Annotated in this window: 26 protein-coding genes; 15 read left to right on the top strand and 11 right to left on the bottom strand. The window is 68.9% G+C overall.

Features of this window, described 5'->3' with window-relative positions; genetic code table 11:
• Positions 1-10: 10 nt before the first annotated feature.
• The 4 genes from ACZ470_RS04350 to ACZ470_RS04335 form a co-directional block, all read right to left on the bottom strand.
• Positions 11-970 (bottom strand): type II secretion system F family protein, encoded by a 960-nt coding sequence (locus ACZ470_RS04350; RefSeq protein WP_468425170.1) that lies wholly within the window; start codon positions 968-970, stop codon positions 11-13.
• Positions 971-1,031: 61 nt separating this feature from the next.
• Positions 1,032-2,339 (bottom strand): CpaF family protein, encoded by a 1,308-nt coding sequence (locus tag ACZ470_RS04345; RefSeq protein ID WP_468424303.1) that lies wholly within the window; start codon positions 2,337-2,339, stop codon positions 1,032-1,034.
• Entirely contained in the window at positions 2,336-3,220 is an 885-nt protein-coding gene (locus tag ACZ470_RS04340; RefSeq protein ID WP_468424301.1) for a hypothetical protein, read from the bottom strand. Before ACZ470_RS04340 ends, ACZ470_RS04345 begins: the two co-directional genes overlap by 4 nt.
• Positions 3,221-3,238: 18 nt before the next feature.
• A complete protein-coding gene (locus ACZ470_RS04335) occupies positions 3,239-3,958 on the bottom strand; it encodes a CpaB family protein (RefSeq protein ID WP_468424299.1) in 720 nt (239 codons plus the stop codon).
• Between the two features lie 486 nt (positions 3,959-4,444).
• Between ACZ470_RS04335 and ACZ470_RS04330 the strand changes: the two genes are divergently transcribed.
• Both ACZ470_RS04330 and ACZ470_RS04325 read left to right on the top strand, forming a co-directional pair.
• Positions 4,445-4,825, top strand: coding sequence for a type II toxin-antitoxin system RelE/ParE family toxin (locus ACZ470_RS04330; protein WP_468424297.1), 381 nt, complete (start codon positions 4,445-4,447; stop codon positions 4,823-4,825).
• Complete coding sequence (locus ACZ470_RS04325) at positions 4,822-5,130, top strand: helix-turn-helix domain-containing protein (RefSeq protein ID WP_468424295.1); 309 nt, start codon at positions 4,822-4,824, stop codon at positions 5,128-5,130. The genes ACZ470_RS04330 and ACZ470_RS04325 overlap by 4 nt, the downstream gene beginning before the upstream one ends.
• 44 nt (positions 5,131-5,174) lie before the next feature.
• Here ACZ470_RS04325 and ACZ470_RS04320 read toward each other — a convergent pair whose 3' ends face one another.
• Complete coding sequence (locus tag ACZ470_RS04320; RefSeq protein WP_468424293.1) at positions 5,175-5,690, bottom strand: hypothetical protein; 516 nt, start codon at positions 5,688-5,690, stop codon at positions 5,175-5,177.
• A gap of 159 nt (positions 5,691-5,849) precedes the next feature.
• Between ACZ470_RS04320 and ACZ470_RS04315 the strand changes: the two genes are divergently transcribed.
• The 6 genes from ACZ470_RS04315 to ACZ470_RS04290 are packed head-to-tail and all read left to right on the top strand — an operon-like array spanning position 5,850 to position 10,912.
• Entirely contained in the window at positions 5,850-6,518 is a 669-nt protein-coding gene (locus ACZ470_RS04315; protein WP_468424291.1) for a hypothetical protein, read from the top strand.
• Positions 6,515-7,600 (top strand): hypothetical protein, encoded by a 1,086-nt coding sequence (locus ACZ470_RS04310; protein ID WP_468424289.1) that lies wholly within the window; start codon positions 6,515-6,517, stop codon positions 7,598-7,600. Before ACZ470_RS04315 ends, ACZ470_RS04310 begins: the two co-directional genes overlap by 4 nt.
• A 22-nt stretch (positions 7,601-7,622) precedes the next feature.
• Positions 7,623-8,213 (top strand): hypothetical protein, encoded by a 591-nt coding sequence (locus ACZ470_RS04305; protein ID WP_468424287.1) that lies wholly within the window; start codon positions 7,623-7,625, stop codon positions 8,211-8,213.
• Positions 8,210-9,385, top strand: coding sequence for a hypothetical protein (locus ACZ470_RS04300; protein ID WP_468424285.1), 1,176 nt, complete (start codon positions 8,210-8,212; stop codon positions 9,383-9,385). Before ACZ470_RS04305 ends, ACZ470_RS04300 begins: the two co-directional genes overlap by 4 nt.
• 48 nt (positions 9,386-9,433) lie before the next feature.
• A complete protein-coding gene (locus ACZ470_RS04295; RefSeq protein WP_468424283.1) occupies positions 9,434-10,012 on the top strand; it encodes a hypothetical protein in 579 nt (192 codons plus the stop codon).
• A 60-nt stretch (positions 10,013-10,072) separates the two neighbouring features.
• Positions 10,073-10,912, top strand: coding sequence for a hypothetical protein (locus tag ACZ470_RS04290; RefSeq protein WP_468424281.1), 840 nt, complete (start codon positions 10,073-10,075; stop codon positions 10,910-10,912).
• 60 nt (positions 10,913-10,972) lie between these two features.
• Here ACZ470_RS04290 and ACZ470_RS04285 read toward each other — a convergent pair whose 3' ends face one another.
• From ACZ470_RS04285 to ACZ470_RS04275, 3 genes are read right to left on the bottom strand one after another with little or no spacing between them, the layout of a single operon-like run.
• Positions 10,973-12,211 (bottom strand): mucin-2, encoded by a 1,239-nt coding sequence (locus ACZ470_RS04285; protein WP_468424279.1) that lies wholly within the window; start codon positions 12,209-12,211, stop codon positions 10,973-10,975.
• Between the two features lie 52 nt (positions 12,212-12,263).
• The gene (locus ACZ470_RS04280; RefSeq protein WP_468424277.1) at positions 12,264-13,079 is read right to left on the bottom strand and encodes a hypothetical protein; all 816 of its coding nucleotides are present in this window, start codon (positions 13,077-13,079) and stop codon (positions 12,264-12,266) included.
• Positions 13,080-13,099: 20 nt separating this feature from the next.
• On the bottom strand, positions 13,100-13,708 hold the full coding sequence (locus tag ACZ470_RS04275; RefSeq protein WP_468424276.1) for a hypothetical protein: 609 nt from the start codon (positions 13,706-13,708) through the stop codon (positions 13,100-13,102).
• A gap of 255 nt (positions 13,709-13,963) precedes the next feature.
• On the opposite strand from ACZ470_RS04275, the gene ACZ470_RS04270 reads away from it, so the two are divergent.
• The 4 genes from ACZ470_RS04270 to ACZ470_RS04255 are packed head-to-tail and all read left to right on the top strand — an operon-like array spanning position 13,964 to position 16,922.
• Positions 13,964-14,317, top strand: coding sequence for a hypothetical protein (locus ACZ470_RS04270; protein ID WP_468424274.1), 354 nt, complete (start codon positions 13,964-13,966; stop codon positions 14,315-14,317).
• Positions 14,317-15,813, top strand: a complete 1,497-nt coding sequence (locus ACZ470_RS04265) for a C2 family cysteine protease (RefSeq protein ID WP_468424272.1) — start codon at positions 14,317-14,319, stop codon at positions 15,811-15,813. The genes ACZ470_RS04270 and ACZ470_RS04265 overlap by 1 nt, the downstream gene beginning before the upstream one ends.
• A gap of 22 nt (positions 15,814-15,835) precedes the next feature.
• Positions 15,836-16,144, top strand: coding sequence for a hypothetical protein (locus ACZ470_RS04260; RefSeq protein ID WP_468424270.1), 309 nt, complete (start codon positions 15,836-15,838; stop codon positions 16,142-16,144).
• Positions 16,137-16,922, top strand: coding sequence for a hypothetical protein (locus ACZ470_RS04255; protein WP_468424268.1), 786 nt, complete (start codon positions 16,137-16,139; stop codon positions 16,920-16,922). The genes ACZ470_RS04260 and ACZ470_RS04255 overlap by 8 nt, the downstream gene beginning before the upstream one ends.
• A 23-nt stretch (positions 16,923-16,945) precedes the next feature.
• Here ACZ470_RS04255 and ACZ470_RS04250 read toward each other — a convergent pair whose 3' ends face one another.
• Entirely contained in the window at positions 16,946-17,206 is a 261-nt protein-coding gene (locus ACZ470_RS04250; RefSeq protein ID WP_468424266.1) for a hypothetical protein, read from the bottom strand.
• A 146-nt stretch (positions 17,207-17,352) separates the two neighbouring features.
• Between ACZ470_RS04250 and ACZ470_RS04245 the strand changes: the two genes are divergently transcribed.
• Entirely contained in the window at positions 17,353-17,613 is a 261-nt protein-coding gene (locus ACZ470_RS04245) for a WXG100 family type VII secretion target (protein WP_468424264.1), read from the top strand.
• 94 nt (positions 17,614-17,707) lie between these two features.
• Here the strand turns inward: ACZ470_RS04245 and ACZ470_RS04240 are convergent, their stop codons facing one another.
• Positions 17,708-18,010 (bottom strand): hypothetical protein, encoded by a 303-nt coding sequence (locus ACZ470_RS04240; protein WP_468424262.1) that lies wholly within the window; start codon positions 18,008-18,010, stop codon positions 17,708-17,710.
• A 71-nt stretch (positions 18,011-18,081) separates the two neighbouring features.
• Between ACZ470_RS04240 and ACZ470_RS04235 the strand changes: the two genes are divergently transcribed.
• On the top strand, positions 18,082-18,351 hold the full coding sequence (locus tag ACZ470_RS04235; RefSeq protein WP_468424261.1) for an SAV_915 family protein: 270 nt from the start codon (positions 18,082-18,084) through the stop codon (positions 18,349-18,351).
• An 11-nt stretch (positions 18,352-18,362) separates the two neighbouring features.
• A complete protein-coding gene (locus tag ACZ470_RS04230) occupies positions 18,363-19,829 on the top strand; it encodes a hypothetical protein (RefSeq protein WP_468424259.1) in 1,467 nt (488 codons plus the stop codon).
• Positions 19,830-20,306: 477 nt separating this feature from the next.
• Here the strand turns inward: ACZ470_RS04230 and ACZ470_RS04225 are convergent, their stop codons facing one another.
• A complete protein-coding gene (locus ACZ470_RS04225) occupies positions 20,307-24,779 on the bottom strand; it encodes an FtsK/SpoIIIE domain-containing protein (protein ID WP_468424257.1) in 4,473 nt (1,490 codons plus the stop codon).
• Positions 24,780-24,823 lie beyond the last annotated feature (44 nt).

Below are 24,823 nucleotides of genomic sequence, written 5' to 3'. Positions count from 1 at the left end.
AGTTCGTCACTCACCGGCGGACCCCCTCTTCCGGCTGGAGCGGCGCCTGCTGCTGAGCCGGCCCGGCACCGGGCGTGCGCGGCCGGACGAACCGCACCGCCGACTCGTCGCGCACCAGGAAACGTTCGGGCGTCTCGATGGTCGACAGCTTGCGCAGCCACCAGAAACCGAGCGCGAACAGACCGCAGACACAGGCCAGTACGAGCTGCCCGACGGCGGTCCCGTACGGCTCGACGAAGTCCCGGTTGAAGATGGACAGTCCGAGCACGAACGCGATCGACACGGCGACGACGATCTGCACCGAACGCCGGGTGGACGCGCGCTGCGCCATCACGCGCTGCCGCATGTCCACCTCCTCGCGCGCCGACTTCGCCAGCGCGCCCAGCACCTGCCGCAGACCGGGGCCGCGCAGCCGCGCGTTGAGGATGAGCGCGGCCACGATGATGTCGGCGGAGGCGTCGTCGATCTCGTCGGCGAGCTGCTGGAGCGCGTCGGGCAGCGGGGTGCGGGCGCGCAGCCGGTCCACGAGCGCGTCGAGGTGCGGGCGCAGCACGGGCGCGGCGGCCCGCGCGGACGCCGGGATCGCCTGCTCCAGGCCCACCGCGCCGGCGATGGTGTCGCGCAGCGACTCGGTCCAGGACGCCAGCGCCTCCACCCGCCGCATCGCGGCCCGCTCCTCCGCGGCCCCGCCGAAGAGGCGGTCCCAGAAGAAGACCAGGACGGCGGCCGCGATGCCGGCGACTGCCCAGCGGGTCAGCAGCAGCACGGCGAGGCCGACGAGCGCGGCGAGGGAGCCGCGCCGCCCGGCGAACCGGGCCAGCTCGCCCGCGCGCTCGCTCGCCTTCTGCTTCTCGTGCTCGGGCTTCGCCGGCAGCCCGCGTACGGCGACGACGAACAGGGCGAGCCCGCCGCCGACGGCGACACCGGACGCGAGCGCGTACAGCACGGTGGTGGAGAACAGTCCGCCCATGGAGCCGAGCGACTCGAGCGACCCGAGTGCGGCGAGGTCGGTGGTCGTACGGGTCACCGGCTCACCCCCACGTTCCGCTGGGCCGGTAGCCGTAGGCCATCAGTTCCTCCAGGCAGGCTATGGGGGCGTGCGCGCCGACCCGCCCGTCGGGCGTCTCCGCGAACACCTCGCTGGACAGCACGCGTCCGTCGACGCCGTTGACCTCGCGGACGGAGGTGACCATGCGCTGGAGGCGGCCGCCGCTCTGGTAGTCGTTGCGCCGCTGGATGAAGACGACGAAGTTCACCGCGCCCGCGATCAGCATCTGGCTGGCCTCGATCGGCAGCCGCTCGGTCGCCTGAAGGGCGTAGGTGGAAATACGGTTGAAGACCTCGCTGGAGCTGTTGGCGTGGATCGTGGACAGCGAACCGTCGTTGCCCTGGGACATCGCGTTCAGCATGGTCACGATCTCGTCGCCGAGCACCTCACCGACGATGACCCGGGACGGGTTCATGCGCAGCGACCGGCGCACCAGTTCCGCCATCGAAATGGCGCCCTGCCCCTCGGAGTTGGGCAGCCGCTCCTCGAACGCCACGACGTTGGGGTGGAGATCGGGAAAGGTGTCGAGCCCCAGCTCCAGGGCGCGTTCGACGGTGATGAGCCGTTCGTGCGGCGGGATCTCGTTGGCGAGGGCGCGCAGCAGCGTCGTCTTGCCGGCGTTCGTGGCGCCCGCGATCATGATGTTCTTGCGGGCGCGGACGGCACAGGCGAGGAAGTGCCCGAGTTCCGGGCTCAGCGTCCCGTTCCCGACGAGGTCGGAGATGAACACCTTGCCCATCCGCGCGCGACGGATCGACAGCGCGGGCCGCCGCGCCACGTCCATGACGGCCGACAGACGCGAACCATCCGGCAGCCGCAGGTCGAGCTGGGGGTTGGCGGAGTCGAAGGGCCGGGACGACAGACCGGAGTACGCGCCCAGCACCTGGATCAGCTCGATGAGCTCCTCGTCGGTCTCGGCGACGGGCTCACCCCGCGTCTCACGCCCGTCCGAGTAGCCGACGAACACCTGGTCGCAGCCGTTGATGTCGATGTTCTCGACCTCGGGGTCGTCGAGCAGCGGCTGGAGCCGCCCCACCCCGAACAGCGCGGCGTGCACGGCGGCCGCGTACTGCTCCTCGGTCTCCGCGTCCAGCGGCGTACGGCCCGCGTTGATCTCCGCGCGGGCGTACTCCTCCAGTATCTGGGCTATGACGGCACGGGCGTACTGCCGCTCGTCCTCGGTGGACATCGGCGTGACGCCGTTGACCTGGTCGAGGCGGCGCTGTTCGGCGATCCGGTCGCCGGCGTCCTGACGGAACCGCTTGACCAGCTGGTGGTCGACAGCGGTCATCGGCCGACTCCGGCGGGGCCGTTCAGGTGACCCTGGTGGGGCTGCTGGGCCTGCGCGTGCGCCTGAGCCTGTGCCTGGGCCTGCCAGGCCGCGCCGTACTGCTGATAGAGATCGGCCGTCACCTTGCGGGCGGACCGGATCAGCAGCGACTTGTCGAGCCGCCCGCGCCGACGTCCGGCCAACTGCTCGGCGCCGGCCGGGTCGTCGGCGAGGGTGCCGACCACCCGGGCACCCGTCTGGGCGTGTACGAGCATGTCGTTGACCTGGGAAGCGAGCTTGGCGGCGTCTCCCGTGTCGGCCACGAGGACGACGCCGATCACCGGGTTGCCGAGCGCCGCGGCTCCGCGCGGCCCGCCGTGCAGCTTGCCGGCGAGCGCGGCGGCCCGGTCCCGCACCCGCGCGAGCGCCTCCGGCTCGGTGCGCGAGATCAGCAGGACGAGGGAGGCGTGCGGGAACAGCTCGACGGCCGGGGTGTCCCCGCTGATCCGTCCGCAGTCGGCGATGACGTCGGCGGGCGCGTGCGGGGAGTCGGCGAGCGAGGCGAAGGCATGCCCGAGGGTCGGCCACAGCCCGGTGAGCCCGGCGGCCTGCTCGGCGATCCCGAGCCCGACGAGCACTTCGAGTCCACCGCTCAACGGCTGCACGTGGTCCCAGAGTTGGTCGGGCACGAGCCCGCGCCGCGCGGTCGCGGCGATGGACAGCATCCCGGTGTTCGGGTTCAGCGGCCCGCCGTGCGCGGCGGCACTGCGGTACACGAGGTCACCACCCGCCGGGTCGGCCTCGGCGAGCAGCACCCGCCGCGGCCAGACCGCCGCGAGGGCGACGGCCGCGGTGGTGACGCCGGGGGAACCCTTGTCGGCGGCGAGGGCGATGAGGGCCATGGGTGGGGTGCCGCCTTCTCAGTTACCGGGAACGTGCACGATGGCGACCTCACCCGCGGCCGCCGCCGAGGCGAGCGCCGCCGCGTCGGCCTCGTCGACCAGCAGGGTGAGCGTCTTGCTGCCGGTGCTCACGGCGGAGTCGCTGTCGTCCGCGACGGTGTTCACCCGCGCGTCGTCGACGAGGGCACCGCCGGAGGCCGAACCGGTCGCACCGGAGTCGTCGGAGTCGTTGGAGCCGGAGCCGGCACCGCCGACACGGTAGGCGGCCACGATGTCACCGGGCTTGATGTCCCCGGGGTACTGGCCCTCCTTCAACGCCACACCCACCGAGGCCTTGCCCTCGGGCAGGCTGCTCTTGGCAGCGAACATCTGCCCCTGCACGACCGTGTCGTCGTAGATCGTGGTCTTGGCCTTCAGGGTCTTGAGCGTGTCCAGCTGGGTCCAGAGGATGTAGTTGATGTCCGGATCCTCGGCGACCATCACGGATGTCACGTCCTTGTCAGTGACGGACTCCCCGGCCTGGATCTCGTTGGTGACCTTGACGACCTCGATCCGGTCCCCGGCCTGAAGCACGAGCATCGTGGCACCGAGCGCACCCACCAGGATCAACAGCACGGCCAACGCGGCCAGCGCCGGTTTGCGCTCGCGAGGCGGAGTGGGAAGCCGGTCACCGACCGCCGGCCCCGCCGGAGCCGCGGAACGACCGGCGCCCGCCCCCGCACGCTCTTGGATCTTCACGCAGCCGCTCCCCGTACACCCAAGATGTAGTCTGCCAAGTTCCCTGTAATTCCGGACACTTCACCCAGGCCCGCTCGCGCACAGACATGCACGACGGGTCGGACGTACCCGCCCGACCTGGGCAAATAGCCAACGCTGGGGGTGAGTGTCAAGCCATGGCACCGTATCAGCCGCACATAAGCCCCTCAAGGCGGAACCCACCTCACGTGCCCCACCCCACACACACTTCCTCATCTGCAATTTCACTGTTGAACAACCCAGTTGAAACCAGCCCGCCGACCTGTGCACCGGCGAACCCCGCCACGTCCCCCTGACCGCGGAGACCGTACGCGGCCCTCACGCCCCACACATGGCCCTTCCACGATTCACTCACGAGGGGGTCCAGCCTGCGGGCCTCGCACTTCGCTCGGACCGGTGACAGGACGTACTGAGGCAAAGCCGAGCCGACGCCCGCCGCACTGAAGGCCACCTATGAACGGAGGGGTCATGTCGCAACCACCGGCCCCAGACCTCTACACGATCGAAGTCGAGCCGGAGGTGCGCACCTGGTTGGAGACCCTCCCTCATGCGGACTACCGAGCCGTCGAACGCTTCGCAGACCGGCTCGCCACCGATGGCCCGGCCTTGCCGTTCCCGCTCGCCAGCCACCTCGGCGACGGCCTGCGAGAACTTCGTATCGGGCCGGTGCGCGTCACCTACTGGTTCGCTCCGGGACACCGCGCAGTCCTCCTCACGGTCTTCCGCAAGACCAGGATGCGAGAGCGGGACGAGGTCGTGCGCGCGCAGCGAGCGAGGAAACAATGCGAGGCGGAACACGCACCAGCCGGTGAGCACGACGTTTACAGTAGGGATGAGGAGGCCCGATGAGCAGCGGATACCACACGAGCTGGAAGGTCCCGCCAGAACACCGCGAGGACCCTGCGTACCGTGCCGCGGGCCGTCGCATGGACTTCGCACAGGCGGTACACGACCGGCGCTCAGCCCTCGGCTGGACGACAGCAGAACTGGCCCGACGTGCGGCGCTCCCCGAAGAGGACATCGAAGCCATCGAGGAAAGCGGCGTCGATCCAACACTCGAGCTGATCGAGCGCCTCGCCACGGCACTGGAGGCCGGAGCCCACATCGACCCGCGCACCAGCCCCGAGTTCCGATTCGAGGACCGCGCGGCCTGAGCCCGGCCCCGGCACCACCGGCTCGGCACGTCGGGGCAGGGCGCTCACCGGCCGATCGGCCCCCAGTCCCGCCGGGGTCTCGGCGGCTCGACGGGCCGGGCCGCCACAACCGGATCGCGACGCCCTCGCCCGGAGAACCACTCCCACACCTGGACGGCGACCAGCGTGAGCGACGGACCGCCGAACACCGCGGCGAACCCCAACGAGAACCACCCGCTACCGTCCCCACGGCCCAGCGCCCCCGCTCCCGATACGGCGAGAGTGACAGCGATAACGACCGGCGGAAACAGCCAGGGCCAGGAGTCCGGCTCGGCCACCTCTTCCTCACGCCGCCCCTCGCAGAAGGCGGACCACCAGAATCGGGCGCACCACCACACGAGCAGATACGCGGAGACGGCTCCGGCGCCGAACCCCAGCCGGATCAGCCACTCGACACGGGACCCGGCCGCCGCGGCGGTGAGCCCGACTGCCAGGAAGAGCCAGAAGAGGAGGAGCATGACGCCGGCGGCCAGCCGCTGCCCACGGCTGCCTTGCAGGGCACGGTGCGAGATGAAGACCACAGCCGCAGCGTAGACGGCGTAACTCCCGCCGCACATCGGCGCCGAAGCATCCCAAGCTCGCCATATCCGCCACCCACTTGAGTAGTTCGCGCTAGTGAAACCGAGAACCCCACCGATATCGTCAGTCACTGCAAACTGTCGTCTTACGGGGAGCCCACTGTGAAGCGCCGCACTCTGCCCGCCGCTGCCGCGTTCGCCACCGCCGCAAGTCTGTTGCTGACAGCCTGCGGCGGCGGGGAAGACAAGTCGGGCGGCGACAAGATCCCCGGTGCCGACCAGGCAACTCAGACCCCCAGCAAGTCAGCCCAGCCCTCGGGCGCACCCGCCGCGGACAAGCCTGACGGCGTGGACGTGTCGCTTCCTGCGGACATGAACCTGGTGTTCGACTGGGACAAGCCGGAGAACGCGAACGAGGCGGCGGCGATGGCCGATACGGCCAACTTCGTCCGCGCCATTTACCACGGCGTCGACAAGCGCACGTCCGAGGTGGCGGCCGTGACCGCCTACGCCACGGGCGGAGGCCTGACCTACGCGAAGACGCAAATCGGCGACAGGGTTGAGGGCGGCTGGACGGCCACCGGCACTCGGCGTCATTACCAGGCCACCACTCGGTCCGCCGCGAACGGCACGTCGGTCGAGGTGGCGTTCTGCGTGGACTCCAGCAAGTTCTACGGCAAGGAAATCAAGACTGGGAAGGTCCTGAAGAGCGAGCCCAGCATCGCGGACTACGACCACTTCAAGATCATCATGGTCAAGGTCCCCACGAGTGACGGACTGTGGCAGGCATCCAAGGTATTTGTCGAGACGAAGGCCGAGCAGTGCCGATGAGCAGGTCACGGCATATCGCACTCAGTGCCGCGATCGTTGCCCTGACATTGACCTTTGGCGTCACCATCCTCACTGAACCCGCCTACTCGGCAGAACCGTCGAGCAACGGCAATGGAGCCACCACAGAACAGACCGGCGGTGGCAACGGCAACGGCATCTACGCCGCAGCCCGGATTACGTACTCCGGATCCGTCGCCAAGAACGGCGGCACCGGCAACGTGACGTCCGCCGACGTCAACTGGACGCCGCCGCCCTGCTGGTACGCCCCGTACCTCGGCGCCAAGGACTTCAAGAAGAAGATGTCCAAGGACATCGAGAGCCAGATGAGCGCGCCGGGCATGGGCGGCCACGCGGGCGCGGCGCTCAGCGAGTTGCAGCGCCACTACGAGGACGAGTACGGCTGGACCGACACCCCCGGCTACAAGGACTACAACGTCGACAGGGACGGCGAGGGCATGTTCTGGGCCGCCGTCGAAAACCCGAACGAACCCGACCTGCTCAAGCGCAGTTCCTGCAACGACCTCCCCTTCTGGGTCGAGAACGGCGAGGCCCCGCCGCCCCAGTACGAGGAAGCCATCACCCCGGAGATCCTCGCCGCCCTCGCCTACCAGCACATGCAGCTGCCCGACACCGAGGTCAGCCTCAGGCCCGAGGGAACCACCAAGGTCAACCTGCCGACCTGGGCATGGCTCGACAAGGCCGTCTTCGACGAGGTCCAGGCCACGGCGTCCATCAACGTCCCCGGTTTCGCCCTCCAGGCCACGACGACCGCCAAGCCGGTGTCCCTGAAGCTGGAGCCTGGCACCGATGACGCCATGACCTACCCCGCCTCGGGCGAGTGCACCATCAACGCCGACGGCTCCATCGGCGAGCCGTACGCAAAGGGCAAGGCGGACCGTACTCCCCCTTGCGGACTCAAGTACCTCCGCTCCTCCGGCAGCGGAACCTACGACCTCCAGGCCACCATCACCTGGGAAATCGCATGGACCGGCACGGGCGGCGCCGGGGGCGACCTGCCCGATGGCACCTTCGGGAACGATCAGGCGGTTACCGTCCAAGAAATCCAGGCCATCAATCGTTGAACCGAGTGACCGAGGAGCAGCCGTGGAAGGCGCGGAGGATTCCGGAATAGGCGCAGCGAACGCGTCCTACGGGCGCGCGGTGGTGTACCGGGAGAAGCTGCCGAGGCGCTGGATCATCGCGACCTCGGCAGTCCTGACCGCCTGGGTCGCCTATCAGGGCAGCGTGCTGCTGCCCGAGGACAGCACGGTCTGGGTCATCATTCTTGGTTTCTCCGCATTGCTCACGCTCGTATTCAATGCCGTGCCCATTTCCAAACGCATCTATCATCGAATCCGCATTCAGGACGGTCAGCTGACCGTGGGGCGGGAGACGATCGCGGTGGAATCGTTGACGGTCGCCTCACTTCAGGAGGCCCGTGAGCAGCCCTCGGACGCGGAATTCGTCGCGTCCTTGGCCTCGCGGTCGCGTGAGGAGCTCGCGGAGTTGCGCCGGAGCAGCCACGCGAGCAGGCCGCCGCGGCTCGTAGGTGGCGGTTGGTCCGTGCCGATGGGGATGGACCAGATCGTCGTCGAGACCGTGCGGGGTGAGCCGCTGCTGATCGCCACCCACGACCGCGAGGCGCTGCTGGACGCACTGGCGCGGGCCCGGCAGACCCAGGGAGGAGCCTTGTGACAGGCAAGCTGAACAGAGTGGTGAATCCGCAGGACCTCGAGCAGCTGGCCAAGTTGCTCGACGGGAGGGGCGGAACGGGGGACAAGCTCGACGAGGCCTTCACCCGGGCCTCGGCCCTCGGGGTGTCGGACAAGCTGACCGCGATACGGCCGATGCGCTCATGGATATCGGACACCGCGCCCGAACTCCGCAAGAAGGCCGCCTACGCCCGCTTGGAGAACGGCGATCCGCTGGCGGGCCTGCTGCTTGCCGGGTTCACCCCCGAGCAGCTCAAGAACAAGGACCTGCCACCGGACATCCTGCTGGTCGCCAACGCGGCCGCGTCCGACGACCAGGTCGACGACGGCTGGCTCAAGAGGAAGGACGGCGAGACCCTCGACGACTGGCTCGTCAGGATCCAGGGTGACGCCGTCACCCAGCTCACCGGCAACGAACAGCTGGGCAAGGCGGTCTCGACGTACATCGAGGGGGCCGCCAACCTGTCGGCGTTCTTCGCGTCGTCGACCACGGCGATACTCGGCGGCAAATCCCTCATCTCCTACTTCAGATCATCGAAGGTGCTCAACGCGCCGGGCACCTTCACCGCCCGCATGATCAACGGTCACTGGGACAAACTGTCCAGGATTCCCAAGGCCGGAAGCTGGCTGACCCGGGTGCCGGCCAGTGTGCTCACCGGCTCCGACGAGGCGGCGATGCTCGCCGGATACATGCGCAACGGCGCCTTCTACCTGCCCACCGCCACGGAGGCCAACCTGCTCCGCGTCGCACAGCGCGGTGGTCTCGCCAACGCGGCCAAGGCCGCCGGGTGGATGCGCGGCCTGGGCATCGTGGGCTCCGCCGGCGCCACCGCCTGGGGCGTCGCCAACCTGGCGACCATGGATCACGGCAAGGCCTGGAAGGAGGACAAGGCCAAGTACCTCTCCAACTGGACCGGTACGGCCTTCAACGCCTCCCTCACCGCCGCGATGATCGCTCCCAACCCGGTCACCGTCGGCCTCGCCGTCGGCACCGGACTCGCCTATGCCGGAACCCTGATCTGGGACAACTCGGACAAGATCGCGGACGCTGCGGAGGACGCGGCGAACTGGGTGGGCGACAAGGCCGACAAGGCGGGAGAGGCCATATCCGACGGTGCCAAGAAACTCGGCAGCGCCCTCAACCCGTTCGACTGACGCCGGTCGTGGCACGTCCGCGCCCTGCGGCGCGAGGGGAAAGGAACCATGCAGCAGCACACATACACGCTCGACCGCTGGGAAGACCGCTCCGGCCATCGGCTGACCTGGACGTTCGGCTACCGGGGCACGGCGGGGGAGTTCGGCCGGATCGAGGTGGTCTATCCGGCGAAGCGGCACGGTGACCGTCATGTCACGGAGGTCGACGGCGACACCGTGCCCGCCACGTCCTTCGGCGGCTGGGCCTACGGGCGCAAGCCCTCGCTCCACATGGGGCAGCTCAGCGTCGGCGGCGCCGGAATCCGCCTCAAGCGCAACCGCTGGGCACAGACCAGAGCCGGACGCGCCCTGCGGATGCAGTGCGCCGGACGGGAGTACCGCTATCTCGCCACCGGCCGACGCCACCGCGACCGTGCCCTGATCCGCGACGGCGTGGAGATCCGGACCGGCCGGCACGGCAGCGGTGCGCGGAAGAAGGCCACCTTCACCGTCCTCGGTCCGGCCGACGCCACCGACCTCGCGCTGGCCGCCGTGCTGGTCGGCGTCAACACCCGCAATCTCACCCGGGGCGGCGCCGTTCGCGCCTTCTTCAACAGATCGCTGAACTGGCTGGAGATCTTCCAGTGATCTCGTGAACCGCCTGAGCCACCGCCGTCCGATCCCTCCCGCCGCAGAAAGCGACACACAATGCCCTCGTACGACAGCACCCGGGGCCGGTTCCGCCTTGCCGAGAGCCACCTGGACGTCCTCCGTCACCGCGTCGAAGGGGAGGAGGTGCCCGCGGAACTGGCCGACGCCGACCGCGAACTGTCGGAGGCAGGCCTGACCGACCGGGAGGGAAACCTCGACCTCCTGCTCGGCCCGCTGGTCAGCACTCTGCGGGCTCCCGTCGTCGTCCTTCATGTGGAGGCGCTCGGTGAGCACGGCACCCTCCACCACGGAGTCACCATCGGCGACGGCTACGTCTACTCCCATGAGTCCTGGCCGGGCTCCGCGGAGTCGGAGTATGTCCGGCTGGAGCCGAGCATGCTCGTCTGGGCACTGGCCCGAATGGTCAATCTCCAGGGCGAGGAGACCGTAGAGGTCGCCACACCCGTGATCGAGACGACCATGGCCGTCCTCGACGCGGGGCTCGACACCTTGGACAGCCTCCCCGGTCTGACGGCGGACGAGGGCATCGACCGGATCGCGGAGGCACTGAAGGACGCCGGACTCACCCGGAAGTCACAGCTCAGCACGTTTGCCAAGCTGATCGCCGGAATGCGTTCCAGCTGGCGGATGACCGCTGTATGGCAGGGGCACGACGACGGAACCCCGGCCCCGAAGGTGCGCGGGTTCGCGGTGTGGGACTGCGGACCCCTCGGCTACTGGCACCGTGAACTGCCCGCCGAACCGATCCTGCCCGGCCAGGTGGACGGCACCACTGCGCTCAAGCTGGTCCGGGTCGACGCCAAGGAGGTCTGGCAGCTGATCACCGATCTGCTCCCGGCCGCCGAGGAGTTCGCGGCGCCGCCGCAAGCGGGTTGATCCGGCCTTGCTCACCGCACTGGCCTGAATGCCATTGCCGCTCAGCGCTCGGCCTGAGGATCAGTCGAAGGGATTGAGGGCGCTACCCAGCTTCTTGGCGCCGTCCGCCAACTTGTCGGCGCCCTCGGCGATCTTCTTGCCGGCCCAGGCTCCCGCGTCGGCGACCTTGCCGGGGAACTCCTTTATTTTCTCTCGGTTCTGCCAAAGGGAGACGCCACCGTATACGGCGCCAGTGACCACCGCGGCACCAATGGTCAGCGGGGTGGGTGCCACCATGGCCATGGTGAGTGAGGCGTTGAAGGCCGTGCCGGAAACCTTTGAGACATATCCCAGCTTGTCTCGCTTGAACGCCTCGACAGGGTTCCCCTCCTGGTAGACGTCGAACGCACCGACACCAGTGGCCACAACGCTTCCACCGATGCCGGCCGCCCGCCACCAGCCGGCGGTACGCAGCGCGGCCCCCGCACCGGACCTCAATGCCCCCAGCCGGCTCGCACCGGCGGCCCGGGAGGCCGTACCGACGTTATTGCCGACCTTGAGGAGGTTGGCCTCCCAGGCGTACAGCCTTCCGCCATGGAGCTGAGCGAGCCTGTCCGAGCCGGTCAGGACATCGAGGACGACAGTAGGTGTGCTCCTGCCGATCTGCGCCCCCAAACTCGCTATTCGTGCCGGAATCAGGCTCGGAGCCCTGCCTTTGAGAATCTGGGCGAGCGTGGTTCCCGGCGCCTTCATGAAGGTGCCGTGCTTGAACCTCTTGATGAGACTGAGCGTTCCCAGGGTCGCCGTCGTGAACGCACCCGTGACAGTGGAGGCAAGAGCGGTGAGCTCGATGTAGTCACCCACCACCTCACCGATTTTTTCGTCACCGCTGACTTTGGCCACGGCGTCTCCCGGAATGCGCTGCAGCCAGTCCTGATACGTCTCACCGGGCTTGCGCTTGAGCCAAGCGGCGTCGAACTTTTCCCCACTCGCGACGGAGGCGTTGGCGATCAGCATGGCGTCCGGCGGGAGCGACAGACCTTTGAGTTCCTCGGGCTTGAAACCCGCGTACAGGGCCGCGGCTTTGGGATCGCCCTTCTCGGCCCTCAGGATGGCCGCACGCCGCCGCAGGTCGACGGCCGTCTCGCCGGTCCACGACCGCATGGGCTTCAGAACAGCCAGCTTGTCCCGCACGCCGAGCTGGGTCGCCCGGGTGAAGGCCTCGTCCAGCTTGTCCCCGAGATTGCCCCTGCCGTCGAACAGCTTCGCCAGGTGTTCCAGGTCCGACGGGTTGGCCATGCGCTTGGAACTGTCGCTCACTTTTTCCCCGTGTTCGTCATGATGCGGTGTCTGGATTCGGAGTAGGGCCGGCTCAGGAGGCCCGCGGCTGAGCAGCGTCGAGCTGCGCGCCGTCCGGAAGCAGATCCGTGATCAGGCGCCAGAGCTCCTTGGCCGAGGTGCGTCGCACCCGCAGCTCACTGCTTGCCTCCACCTGACCGTCACTGACCGGCTCGGCCGGCAGTTCGCGCAGCCAGTAGCCCTCAACGCCGCAGTCCCAGGCCGACAGCGCCGCCACGGAGAGCCCGTCCGAGCCCCGTCCCTCCTCCACTCCCTGCCAGACCACGGTGATCCGCCACATGCCGTTCAGCTGAGCGAGGATCTCGGCGAGCCGTAGGGGGGCTCCGGTCGCCTCTGCCACAGCTTCCGGCTCCTCGAACTCTCCGGCCTCCATGCGCTCGATCACCTTGTCGAACAAGCCCATGGTGGACGTGATCACCTCGCCGCCGTCGACCTCGTCTGTGAAGTCCCGGTGCAGGTCGACCATCCGGGCCAGGGACCACACCAGGGTCTCGGGCTCCGCGGGCACGTACTCCGACTCCGGCGAACCGGGCCACGCCTCGTGGACAAAGATGAACTCGTCGCCGATGACCGCCCCGTTGCTGGTGACCCCCTGCGGGCCGGTGACTTCCACGCGCGCGATGACACGCGGCGCCATCAGTGTGGAAACGAGTGGATAGAGATCGGCGACGATCTTGTCGTCGCCGTCCAGCAGCGCCGCTTCCCGCAACTCGGCTCGTGCCTGCGAGAGTTCGTCCGGCAGCGGGTCCCCTTCGACGAGAATTCCCAGCACGCTGATATGGGCATCGGACAGCCGCAGCCGACGCCGCGCCGCATCCAAGGAAGGCATTCTGTTGTGTCCCCCAGAATTCAGAGAAAATTGCATCGGTTCAGAAAGCGCCCGGGCATCGACACCAGAGCGCCGGGCATCGACAGATTCCGCGTGTACACGGCCTCCAGGACGACGGCGAGGCCGATGTCGAGGGCGTCCGCCTCACCCGAGCAGGTCCCGGACAGCGTCCGTGGGTTGTTCCAGCTGGAACGTCTCATGAGTACGCCCGCGCCTGGACGGGTCAGTTCATGGCTGCGCTTGCCACCGGTCTGGGCGTAAGCGTACGAGCGTCCCATGACCTGAATGCGGAGAGCTCGACCCCGGCGGCCCGGCCAGTAGACGTTCCGGGAAAGGTCCGCCGGTTCCCAGTCGACCCGCAGTTCCCCTCTCGCCAGGAGAGGACGCCGCAGGTACCGCAGCCCGAGGTAGGTGACGAGGGGGAAGCTGTCGCCGCTGACCGCCACCTCGCAGTATTCCGACGGATAGTCGCTGTGCTCCGTGGGAAAGGCCAACTCGATACGGCCGAGGCCGTCCACCTGGCCGACCCACGAGAAGACCTCGCCCCGGCGCCCCCGAGTGGATGACGCGCGTTGCAGCTCAAAGGACACCCCGCTCACTCGCTTGCCCCCTTCCTTGTCCTCGATCACATACCAAAAGGCCGATATGGGGGAAATGGCGCGCTATCTCCTCGCCTCCCACACCGGCCGCCAAGTCACAGTAAAGCAAAGCCGATTGACGTGCCGCCGGACACCGAAGGCCCATGTGGTGGACCTGTGTCGGCCGGGGAGGTTCCGCTCCGCAACCGTGGAACGGAACCGACTCTCGTATGCTTCAGCGGCGATCCCGTGCATCAACTCACGTGAAATCGCCGGAAATGTCAGCGGACGGGGAGGGCGTCGGCCGTGGGGCCTACAGATGCGGACAGTGGTGCCGAGTTGAAGAGGCGGGCCGAGCGGTTGCGGGAGTGTGCGCGTGAGGCGCGGACCCTCGCGCGCAGCCTGGGCCCGTATCTCGATGGCGTGGTGAAGAAGGCCACCCCGCGGGCCGGCTCCCGGGCGGGAGACAGTGCGGACGCGATCTGGCAGGGGCCCTTCGCCGACGACTGCACCGCACAGTTGCAGCAGCGGCAGCGCACCCTCAACGGCATGGGCGGCGCCCTGCTGGCCGATGCCACCCGCTGGGAGAACCAGGCAGACGAACTCGACCGCCAGGCCAAGGAAAAGGACAAGGCCAAGACCGGGGCGGGTGGCAACTGATGGGGTTCAGAGGGTTCGACGCCTCCAAGCTCACGGCGCTCGCCGGCGAGCTCGACGCCCTCGCCGGCAATGCGGGCAAGCTGCATAGCCGGCTGGCCGCCCTCCTGACCTCCGCCCAGCAGAACCTGCCGTCGGGGCAGAGCGCCTCCCGCCATCCCGAACTGCAGGCTCTCGTCGGCGATGTCGTCCCCATACCGTCGTTCTTCGGCGGGCGCCGCCGACTGCCCGGTTCCCTGGCCGGGGAGCTGGGCGACATGCAGGCGTCGATGAAGCGCCGGATCAGGCAACTGGAGGGCGTTCAGGAGTTGGCCGGGAAGGGGTATCCCGTCGCCGACGGGAGCGTGTTCCTCGACGAGAAGGCCCCGGACGCCAAGAAGATCGACGAGGCGCTGCGCAACCTGCGGGCCCTGGATGGCAAGGACTTCGGCACCAACGGCAACCGCGACGACCTGGAAAAGGTCGCGGGCGAGCTCGACGGGCTGACGGCCGCCGAACTCGACGCCCTCATGGCGAAGGCATCCCCGAAGGACCTCGCCTTCTACAACGAACTCCTCACCGACACAGGCGACTCCGGCTGGAACCCCTTCGACAAGAACGGCCTCCCCGAAGACAAGCGCCGGGACACGCTCAGCCTGATGCTGTCGAAGATCAGCCCGCAGAACGTGCCCCGTTTCCAGGCGGCCTTCCCCAATATGCAGCCGACGTTCACCAACACCGGCGCGTACGAACAGGGCGGCAACAACCAGAACGGGCAGACCAACAGCGGCATCCACTGGGCGCCGCCCGGCGATCCGCTGTTCCAGAACGGCGTCTCGGCCGACGACGTGAACCAGAACCAGTTCGGTGACTGCTGGTACGTCGCCTCACTGGCCGGTCTGGCACAGAAGAACCCCCGGTTCGTCCAGGAAGGCATCAAGGAGAACCCGAACGGCACGGTCAGCGTCCGCGTCTGGGACAAGGAGGGCAACTACCACTGGGTCACCATGACCGCCGATCTGCCCACCGACCAGAACGGCAACCCGATCAGCACCTACGGCAAGGGCGAGTCCTGGCCCGCGTACTACGAGAAGGCCTTCGCGATGGTCTACTCCGAGGACGGTGACGGCGAACGCGGCTACGGCGGCATCGAGGGGGACGACCCGAAGAAGTCCGCTCCCTACCTCACCGGCCGGGAGGGCGAGGACCTGACGACGGGCGGCTTCCTCGGCATCGGCGAGGACGAGGACAAGAACCTGGACTCCCTGAGGAAGGCGTTCGAGTCCGGGCAGGTCGTCACCGTCTCCACACCGGCCGACGAGAGCCTGGACAAGAACCACCCCAAGGAATGGGGCAGCACCTACCACAGCAATCACGCCTACTACGTCCGCGGCTTCACCGACGACGGCAAGGTCATCCTCGGCAATCCCTGGGGAACGTCCGGCTATCCGCCGATCACCGTGACGCAGGAGCAGTTCGACAAGTACTTCCAGGCGCCGGAGGCATTCGATGTCCCGTGACAACACGACCCACCGTTCACAGGTGAAGTATCCGTTCGAGTTCGACGGCCGCTGGGTGCTTCGCTACCACATTCCGTACACGGTGGAGCACGAGGGCCATACGCACCGGATCGTGGCCACGATCTTCGCCCAGCCGTCGGTCCACGGCCGGATCCAGGTCAACCGCGACGGGCAGCTCATCGCCGAGTACGACGAGCTGGTTCCCGGGAGTCAGGTGGAGATCACCGGGGACGTGTGGCGGGTGACGGAGGTCGAGTACCGGACCCGTGTCGTCCTGGAACGCGTCCCCGAGGAGACAGAGGAGGATTCCGGTGCACAGGCCGGTGAGTAGGTACCGTTACCGCATCGCAGGCTCCTCGCTGGCAGCCCTGCTGACGCTGGCGGGTTGCGGATCGTCGTCCGGCGGCGGGGGCGGCGGGGAGCCCACGACGGCCCCCGCGACCACACAGGCGGCCGCCAAGGACAAGGGCCCGGTGTGTGTGGGCGAGGCGCCGCGGGACGGGGTGCACGTCCTGCGCGGCGGCGGCTTCCGGCTCCCGGGGGGCGGGGGCGTGCAGTACGCCGCTGCCGACGCCGACGGCACGACCCGTACGGCGACCCTCCGCGAGGGGGAGCGATACGAGTCCGGCCAACACGAGTGGTCCATCGAGCCCGGCACGCAGGTCACCGTCTCCGGCCACGGCTACGTCGTCCGGCAGATCTGCTCCTACCGCGTCGTACTCGAACCGGAGGCCGCCGAGGACAAGGCCGCGCTCGCCGCGGCGCCCACGTCCATGAAGTCCGTGGGCGGACCGGCGGACTCACCCCTGTGCTTCACCACCAACAAGGACGTCCTGGCCGCCGCCGCGGCCGGCTTCCCGGCCAAGGGCGAGCCCCTCTCCCTCCTCGGCAACGGTGGAGTACAGCGCTTCCCCATCGGCCTGTCCCTCACCGTCTCGTACCTCGACACCGACACGGGCACAGCCGGTGTCGCCGCGAACTGCGCGGCGATCCCGGTCGCGGCGTACGAGGACGTACGCGTCGGCGATCCGGTGGAGCTCGCAGGGGTGTTGTTCGAGGTCTCGGAGATCACCGAACAGGTCGTACGGCTCACACGGGCGAGTGCGTAGCGGGCCGGCCGACGCTCCTGCCGCTACTTCTTCTTGTCCTGGAGGTCCTTGGCATCCTGCGCGCACTGCTGTGCCTCGTCGCGCAGGGCCTTGGCGACGGTGCCGCATTTCGTCTGCCAGGTCTTGAGCTTGCCCCGTACGTCGTCCGCGTTGGGGCCCGCCCAGGACTTCATGCCGGTCGTGCTGTGGTTCTTGGCCGTGTCGACCAGTGAGTCGATGTGGTCGGCCAGCGATCGCAACCGGCTGGCGCGCTGGTTGAGTTCCTGTATGTCAGGATTTGCCATAGCAGCCTCCCCCGCTGTCTCGACGGCCAGGATACGGTCGCATCCCCCAACCCCTGTGCGCGGGGCAGGAACTGGCCGTGGTGCGATAGCGTCCACTGTTGCAAACGGATAGTCCGCTTGTTCCTGATGACACGGGGAGGATCGCCATGGATCGCGGTGCAGATCTCACACGGCTCCGGGAATTGTCGAAGCTCTACGCGCGGAAGGCTCACGACCTTCAGCTCCTGATCAAGGACCTTCAGTCGGCCACGGCAGACAGCACCGGGTACTGGAAGGGCCCGAAGGCCGACCGCTTCCGGGACGACTGGCGCGATGTGAAGCCGACCTTCGAGAAGTGGGTCGACACGCTGAACGAGGCCAGCAAGTCCGCGAACACCAGCGCCGACAACATCGAGCGCGCCACCTGATTCCAGGACGCCTCACGCGGACCGCACAGTCGGCCGGGGCGCCGGGGCACACCCTCAGCGGTGGGCCCCGGCGGCGTTCATACGAGGCCCGGCGTCAGACGCTCCCGTGGTACGAGCGCGCCTCGGCCGCGGACACCTTCTCGGGCTCACCACGGATGGCCGCGTCGATCAACGGCAACAGCTTGCCGACCTGCTCGCCCAGTCTGCGGTGACGTCCGTCCAACTCCCGCTGCCACGCACGGGCATTCGCCCCCACCCAGACCTTGTCGCCGCCGATGTCCGCGGCCGGTCCCTTGAGAGTCCTGCCGAGGCTCTCCACCTCCTTGGCGAGGTCATCGCGCAGTTTCTGCAGATCCGCCTTTCTGGGATTGGGCACGTTGGATTCGGATTCCACCATTAGTATTACCTTCCGAATTTCATTTCGCGCTCGGAATTGCCCCCGCTCTCAGCGCCTCATAATCTAAGCCAATGGCTTCCGAATACCTCGTCCTGCCCACAATGAGCGGTTCCCCGCTCGCCGGCGACACCGTCGAGGTGACCCTCGTCCCCATCACCGGAACGGGCGGACAAGCACGGCTCGCCGCACTCGCGTTCACCTCGGTTTCCCTGCTGGTAGAGGCGATGGGCGAGGAGCAGTCGTGGGTCGTCCTCCCCGCGGGCGAGGTCGACGACGCCCTGGCGGGCTCCGGCGCGGAAGCGGTGCTGGTCGATCCCCGACTCGCCGTCGGCGCGGAATAGGAAGCGGCCTGATGGTCGACCCGAACTTCTCCGGAATCAACCCGGACAACCTGCTGAGGACCATCAAGGACCTCGAATCCGGCAGCAAGGCGCTGCACAGCGCGAAAACCGTGTACCTCTCCAGGTTCCGCAAGTTCGGTCTGGACACGGCACATCTGACGGAGATCGGCAGGATCGCCGGCTGGGTGGACGACGAACTTCCCATGCTGCGCCGGAGACAGGCCCTGGCAGCGGCCATGGAGACGGAGCGGGGAGGTTTCAGGGGCGGGACCGGGACCATGGTCCGGGTGCGTGAGCCGGTTCTGGGGATCGGCGAGGCGAGAACGAAAGGCAAGGCACTCGCCGAGGAGACGTCTCTGGCGGCGGACCTCGCCCCGGGCAAGGCGGGTGCGGAGTTCCACCGGATCGCGGCGGTGCTGGCCGAGAACAAGGGGGACCCCGACTTCACCTCGGCGTTCTACGCGAAGCTCGATCCGGCGCTGCTGAAGGTACTGCCGGTGACCGTCGCCGCCGCGAAGGCGCCCACGGCGGAGGCGGACGCCAAGGTGTTCGGCTCCGCGTTCACCACCGCGGTCGACGCGGACCCTCCCGCTCCCGGCTTCGCCAAGGCGGTCGCCCTCTTCCACGGTGACATCGGCGAGGACGAGCCGACGGCCGTGTTCAACAGGGCACTCATGCAGGGCGACGACGTCGATCTGTGGGCCCTCGCGTGGAAGCACACGGAGATCGCGGTGAAGAAGCTCGGCGATCCCGGGGACACGTGGTCCGACACGGCGGGGCTGCTGGCGTCCGTCATCGGCATGCAGGCGAAGTACGCCGGGCACTTCTGGGAACGGTCGCAGAAGTTCTCCGACGAGGCGGCCCGGCTGCGTGATCAGCGTTGGCTGAGCATGAGCAAGGCGGAAAAGAGGCAGTTCAAGAACGCGGCCAAACGCGCGGGCCGAGCCGCTGGACACTCGGCTGCGGAGGCGGAGCGGATTCTCGGCAAGTTCGGCATGGGTACGTTGTCGCGGTTGATGGAATTCTCCGTCGCGGACGGCGGCAGCTGGCTCATCGGCAAGGTCCCCGGCCTAGCCCCACCCAACTCGTCAACACTCTTCGGCCGCGCCCTCCACACGGGCGGCAAGCTCCCGTTGGTCGGCACGGTGCTCACGGTCGGGGCCATTGGGTGGGACATCGATCACGGCGAGGAAATGGATGTTGCCGTGGCGGCCAATGTGGGTGGGATGGCTGCCGGATCCGGCATGACTGCGAGCACGATGGCCGTGGTGGCAACGGCCGGAGGTCCCGTCGGGTGGGGAATCGCAGCGGGCGTTGTGGTCGGTTTTGGTGTGGGCTACGGAGTCTCCTATGCCCTCAAAACTCCAACGGGCAAGAAGGCCATCAACGCTGTAACGGGATCGGTAAAGGATGCGGGCAAGGCGGTCGGTGATGCGGCCTCCAGCGTGAAGACCACGGTAGAAAGGTGGTTTTCGTGAAGCGGAGGCGTACGGCCGATCGGCTTTCAGGAGGCAATCGCCCAGTGACACCCACACCTCGAATGATCTGGGGCATCCTTGGCGGGTTTCTGCTCTGCCTAGCGCTGGCGTTGTTCTTCTGGCTCCCTTCGCGGTCTCTGATCCATGACCTACGTGCGGACGGGGTTACAGTCGTTGCCGCGGTCACTGGAGTCGACAACAAGCCCAGGTACGTGCGCGTCAAGTTTCTCCAAGGCCCACAGTCAGGAACTGAGACGGAACTCTGGGACTACGCAGGGATGCTCCCTGATGCTCACTCAGGCGACTCGATGATGGTTACGTACGACCCAAAGGACCCGTCACGTGCCCTCCTGCACGACTGGGTCATCGATCCGCCGACGAATCTGCCCGCCTACGGCGCCTCAGCTGTCGCGACGTTCTTCCTGACTGGGGCACTCATTGGTACCGTCCGCCGCCGCCGACTGCTCCGCACCCCCCTCACCCGTTCATCACCGCCTGAATCGGCATGAACGAGCCCCCGGCCACGAACAGCCCGCTCCCCGCTGCGCCGCCGCCGCTGCTCGACGGCAGGCGGATGCCGAAGAGTTCGCCCTCCGAAGGGCTTTGCGGGGTCAGGAGCATGCCGTTGCGGGATTTGCGGGCCTCTACCGCGAAGCCGCGGTACTGGCCCGAGAGGCTGTCGGTGGAGCCGGCCGCGATGAGGCCGATGCCGCCGTCGGCGCCCTTGCGGACGACGGTTTCCAGGGCCTCGTCGAGGCGGGTGTCGTAGAGGAGCTCCGCGTCGTCGACGATCACGACGTACGAGCCGCCGGACGCCTTGTCCACCAGTTCGTCGAGGTCGTCCTCGCGGCTGTCGGCGTTGAGGAGGCCCAGAACGCCCTCCCGGCCATCCAGTTCGCGCAGCGGTGACCGGCGCGGGGCGACCAGCACCACCGGTGTGCCGGAACGCAGCAGGGTTTCCGTGGCGGCGACCAGCAGCGTGGAGCGGCCGGACTTCGGCGGGCCGGCGATGACGAAGCCGGGTCCGCTCTCCTCCAGGTCGATGCCGATCGGCTGGAGTTCGTCGCCGCCGACGCCGATCAGCGCCCAGAGCGGGGAGGGCACGGTGAAGTCGGGGTCGAGGGCGAGGGCCTCGGACACCGTGATGCGCGAGGGGAGTGCGTCCACCCGCATAGGGCGTCGCTCGGCCGGGACCCGGCCGTGCCGGGCCGCCGCCTCCTCGGCGATCTCACGCAGCGCCCGCACCTGCGCCTGACCGGCGGGGTCGTCCGTGAGCAGGCCGATCTGGGTCTCGTCCACGCCCGTGTCGGTGATCCGCAGGGCGCGTCCGGGAGGCATGTTCTTGGGGACCTCGCGGGGCTGGAGCCCGGCCGTGGAGTAGTCGTTCGGGTCGGCGAAGCGCAGCACCAGCCGATCGGCGAAGGCGGACGAGACGTGACCGCTCAGGCCGCTGCGGTCGGCGGTCATGACGACCTTGAGGCCGACGGCGGAACCCTCACGGAAGATGCGCTGGGCCGCCTCGAGGAGCTGGCCGTAGTTGTACGCCTCGAACGCGGAGGCGAAGCCCTCCCAGCTGTCCAGCAGGAGAACCATCCACGGCAGCCGGTCCTCCGGCGCGGCCGTCGCCCGCTGTTCGGCCGCGCTGGAGGCGCCTTCCATCGCGAGCAACTGCTGCCGACGGGCGATCTCCGCCAGCAGGCGTTCGATGAGCCGCCGGACCCGGTCCGGCTCGTCGCGTGTCACCACGGCACCGACGTGCGGCAGCCGCATCAGCGGCAGCAGTGCGTTGGAGCCGCAGTCGATGCCGTAGAGGTGCACGTCGTGCGGGGAGGTGCTGCGGGCCAGCGAGCCCGCCAGGGTCCGCAGGGCGGTGGACCGCCCGGAGCGGGCACCGCCGAGCAGCATGGTGTGCTCGCCGTGCACCAGGTCCAGGGACAGTGGCGTACGGGACTGCTTGGCCGGCAGGTCGATCAGGCCGTACGGGATCGGCGCCACGTCCGTTGCCTCACCCGAGGTGAACTCCGCCACGGTGAGCTCGTCCAGGGTGACCTGTTCCGACAGCGGCGGCAGCCACGGACTGCGCTGTTCACCGAAGCCCATGCGCCGGGCGCCGTCCCGCACCGCGTCGACGAGGACGGCGAGGTCGGTGACCATGGTGCCGTCGTCCTCGGCCTCGGCGCGCCTGGGCAGCGGGCGGCCGTAAGCGTTCCAGGGCAGCGGCAGCAGCGTGGCCTTCGGACCGGTCTGCCCGGTGGCGGGCCGGCGGCCACCGATGCGCGCCGACTGCACGCCGACCAGGGACTGCGCACCGGAGCGGACGTACATCCGGCCCGGTGTGGACTTGGCGATGGCGCCCGAGTCCGGCGCCTCGATGACGTCGATGGACTCCGAGGCGTCCGTCACGCGCAACGCGATCCGCAGGTTGGTGTTGGCGCGGATGTCCGCGCTGACCACACCGGCGGGCCGCTGGGTGGCCAGGACCAGGTGCACGCCGAGGGAGCGGCCCCGGCGGGCGATGTCGACCAGGCCCGCGATGAAGTCGGGGAGTTCGGCGACCAGCGAGGCGAACTCGTCGATGACCAGGACCAGTCGGGGCATCGGCTCCAGCTCGGGGCGGAGCTTGCGGGTGTCGTTGTAGTCCTCGATGTCCTTGGCGGCGGCGTCGAAGAGGATCTTCTCCCGGCGGTGCAGCTCGGCGGCGAGCGAGGCGAGGGCCCGCTCGGTGAGGTGGGCGTCGAGGTCGCTGACCATGCCGACCGTGTGCGGCAGCCGGGCGCAGTCCATGAAGGCGCTGCCGCCCTTGTAGTCGATGAGGACGTAGTTGAGGGCGTCGGGCCGGTTGACGACGGCCAGCGAGGTGATGATCGTCTGGAGGAGCTCCGACTTACCGGCACCGGTGGTTCCCGCGACCAGCGCGTGCGGTCCGTCCCGCCGGATGTCGAGGACGAAGGGGCCGTCCGCGGCGATGCCGACGGGCGCCGCCGTGGTGGAGCCGCCCGCCCGCCAGATCCGCTCCACGTCGGTCCCGGTCGGGTCCGGCATGCCCAGCAGCGTCAGCAGCCGGGCGGAGGTGGGCAGGGCGCTGCCCGCGTCGTCCCGGCTGACGTCCCGGACGGGGGCGAGGGAGCGGGCGAGCAGTTCGCACCACTCCGGGGTGACCTGGTCGGCCAGGACGTCCCCCGCGGCCTCGAGGCCGTGACCGCGGACCCGGACGTGGTGGGCTGCGTCGGGGGACCAGGCGACGACGGCCTTGCACTCCTCCGGCAGCAGGCGCTCGTCCTCGTCGACGCAGAGGGCGAGGATGCCGTACTGGGGGCCCTCGGCGAGCAGTTGGGGCACACCGGGGACGCGGCGCAGCAGCCGGGCCCCGTCGAGGACGAGCAGGACGTTGGGGTCCGGGTACAGCTGCCCGGTCATGTTGTTCTGCTCGCGGGAGGCCTTGCGCCGGGCCAGCTCGTTGAGCAGTTCGTTGACACGGCGGGTGATTCCCTCCGAGTCGAAGCCGACCAGCGCGACGCAGTCCTGTCCCTCGGTGGGGCCGGCGTGGGGCAGCCAGTGCGCCCAGTGCCAGTCGGCGCCGGCGTTCGGGGTGGACGCGAGCGTCACGAGGGAGAGGTCCCGCGGGCTGTGCAGCACCGCGGCCTGGACGGCGAGCCAGCGGGCGGTGGCCAGGGCACGGGACCGGTCCCCGGCGACGCCGACCACGCCGAGCTCGGTGAAGGGGAGGGTGACGGGAACGTCCGGGAGGACGGGAGGCTCGGGGCGCTCCTCCTCGTACAGGGAGCCGCCGCGGCCCAGGACGAGTTCGACGTCGGACGGCAGATGGCCGGTGCCGACCCTCAGCTGGAGGGCGTCCGGGTCGGTGAGCCGGCGCTCCCACAGACGACGGCGCGGTCCGGTGGCGAACAGCAGGATCTCGGCCGGGTCGGGGCTGTCCGCGCGGCGGGCGCGCTGCTCCTCCTTGCCGAGGGCGGCGAGGTCCGCCTCGTGGGCGGCGAGGTCCTTCTTGTACTGCTTGACGGAGGTCTTGTGCTTCTTCTTGCCCTCGCGGTTCTCGCTGAGCCACTGGGCGAGCATCATCATCGGGCTCATCAGGCAGAAGAGCAGCATGTAGATCTGCTTGGTGAGGAGCCACATGCCGATGCCGAAGAGCATGGGCATGAACGCCATGATGAACTGGAAGCGGGCCCTGTCCCCCTTGGTGGGCGGTACGGGCACCACCAGCCGCCGCCGGGGCCGCAGCGGGGACAGCCGGGGCGGGCGGTTGTAGGCGAGGCCGCCCTCGCTCATCGCGGACAGGTGGGCGTCGGGCTCCGCCACCCGGTCGAGTACGAGCAGTGAGTCACCGACCCGGACGACGCCGCCGAGCGGCCAAGGGGTACCGGACGTCACCGCCTGGTCGTCGAGGAGGACCTCGGCCCCGCCCTCGGGGACGAGCGTGGTGCCGCCCTTCATGTCGATGGTGATCCTCAGGGCGACCGGCGGCAGCGACGTGTCCGTCAGGGGAAGGGAACACGTGGGCGCGGCACCGACCGTGGCCACTCCGATGCCCAGGCGGACCACCCGGCCGGAGGCGGGACCGCCGGCCACCCTCAGTTCGTACTGTCCGACCGGCTCCCCCTTGCGCAGCAGTGGGCCGATCGAGTCGTCGACCGAGACGCGCATGCCGTCCTGGAGGACGGCCGTCACCGGCGCGGAGGGATCGCAGCGCTCACCGTCGGCCCACAGGAACGGTGCTCCGGCGGCCACCGCGCCATGGCCGTACGGGAGGGCTCCCGAGGCGCCGGGCAGGGGGACGACGTTGCCGGGCACACCCTCCGGGCCGCCGGGCCCGCCGAGGGCGGCCGCCAGTGCCTCCGCGACGTCGCCCGCCGTGGCGGTGTCGTCCGTGGTGACGACGACGTCCTGCGGCTCACCGCCCTCCCGTACGACCGTGACCAGCATCTGCATGGCGGTTCATCCTCCCCGTCGGCCCCTGCGGCCACATTCGTTGC

The sequence above is a fragment of the Streptomyces sp. NPDC031111 genome, from assembly GCF_055570675.1.
Note: the sequence above shows the minus strand (reverse complement) of the source record. Positions and strands in the feature narration are given on the sequence as shown.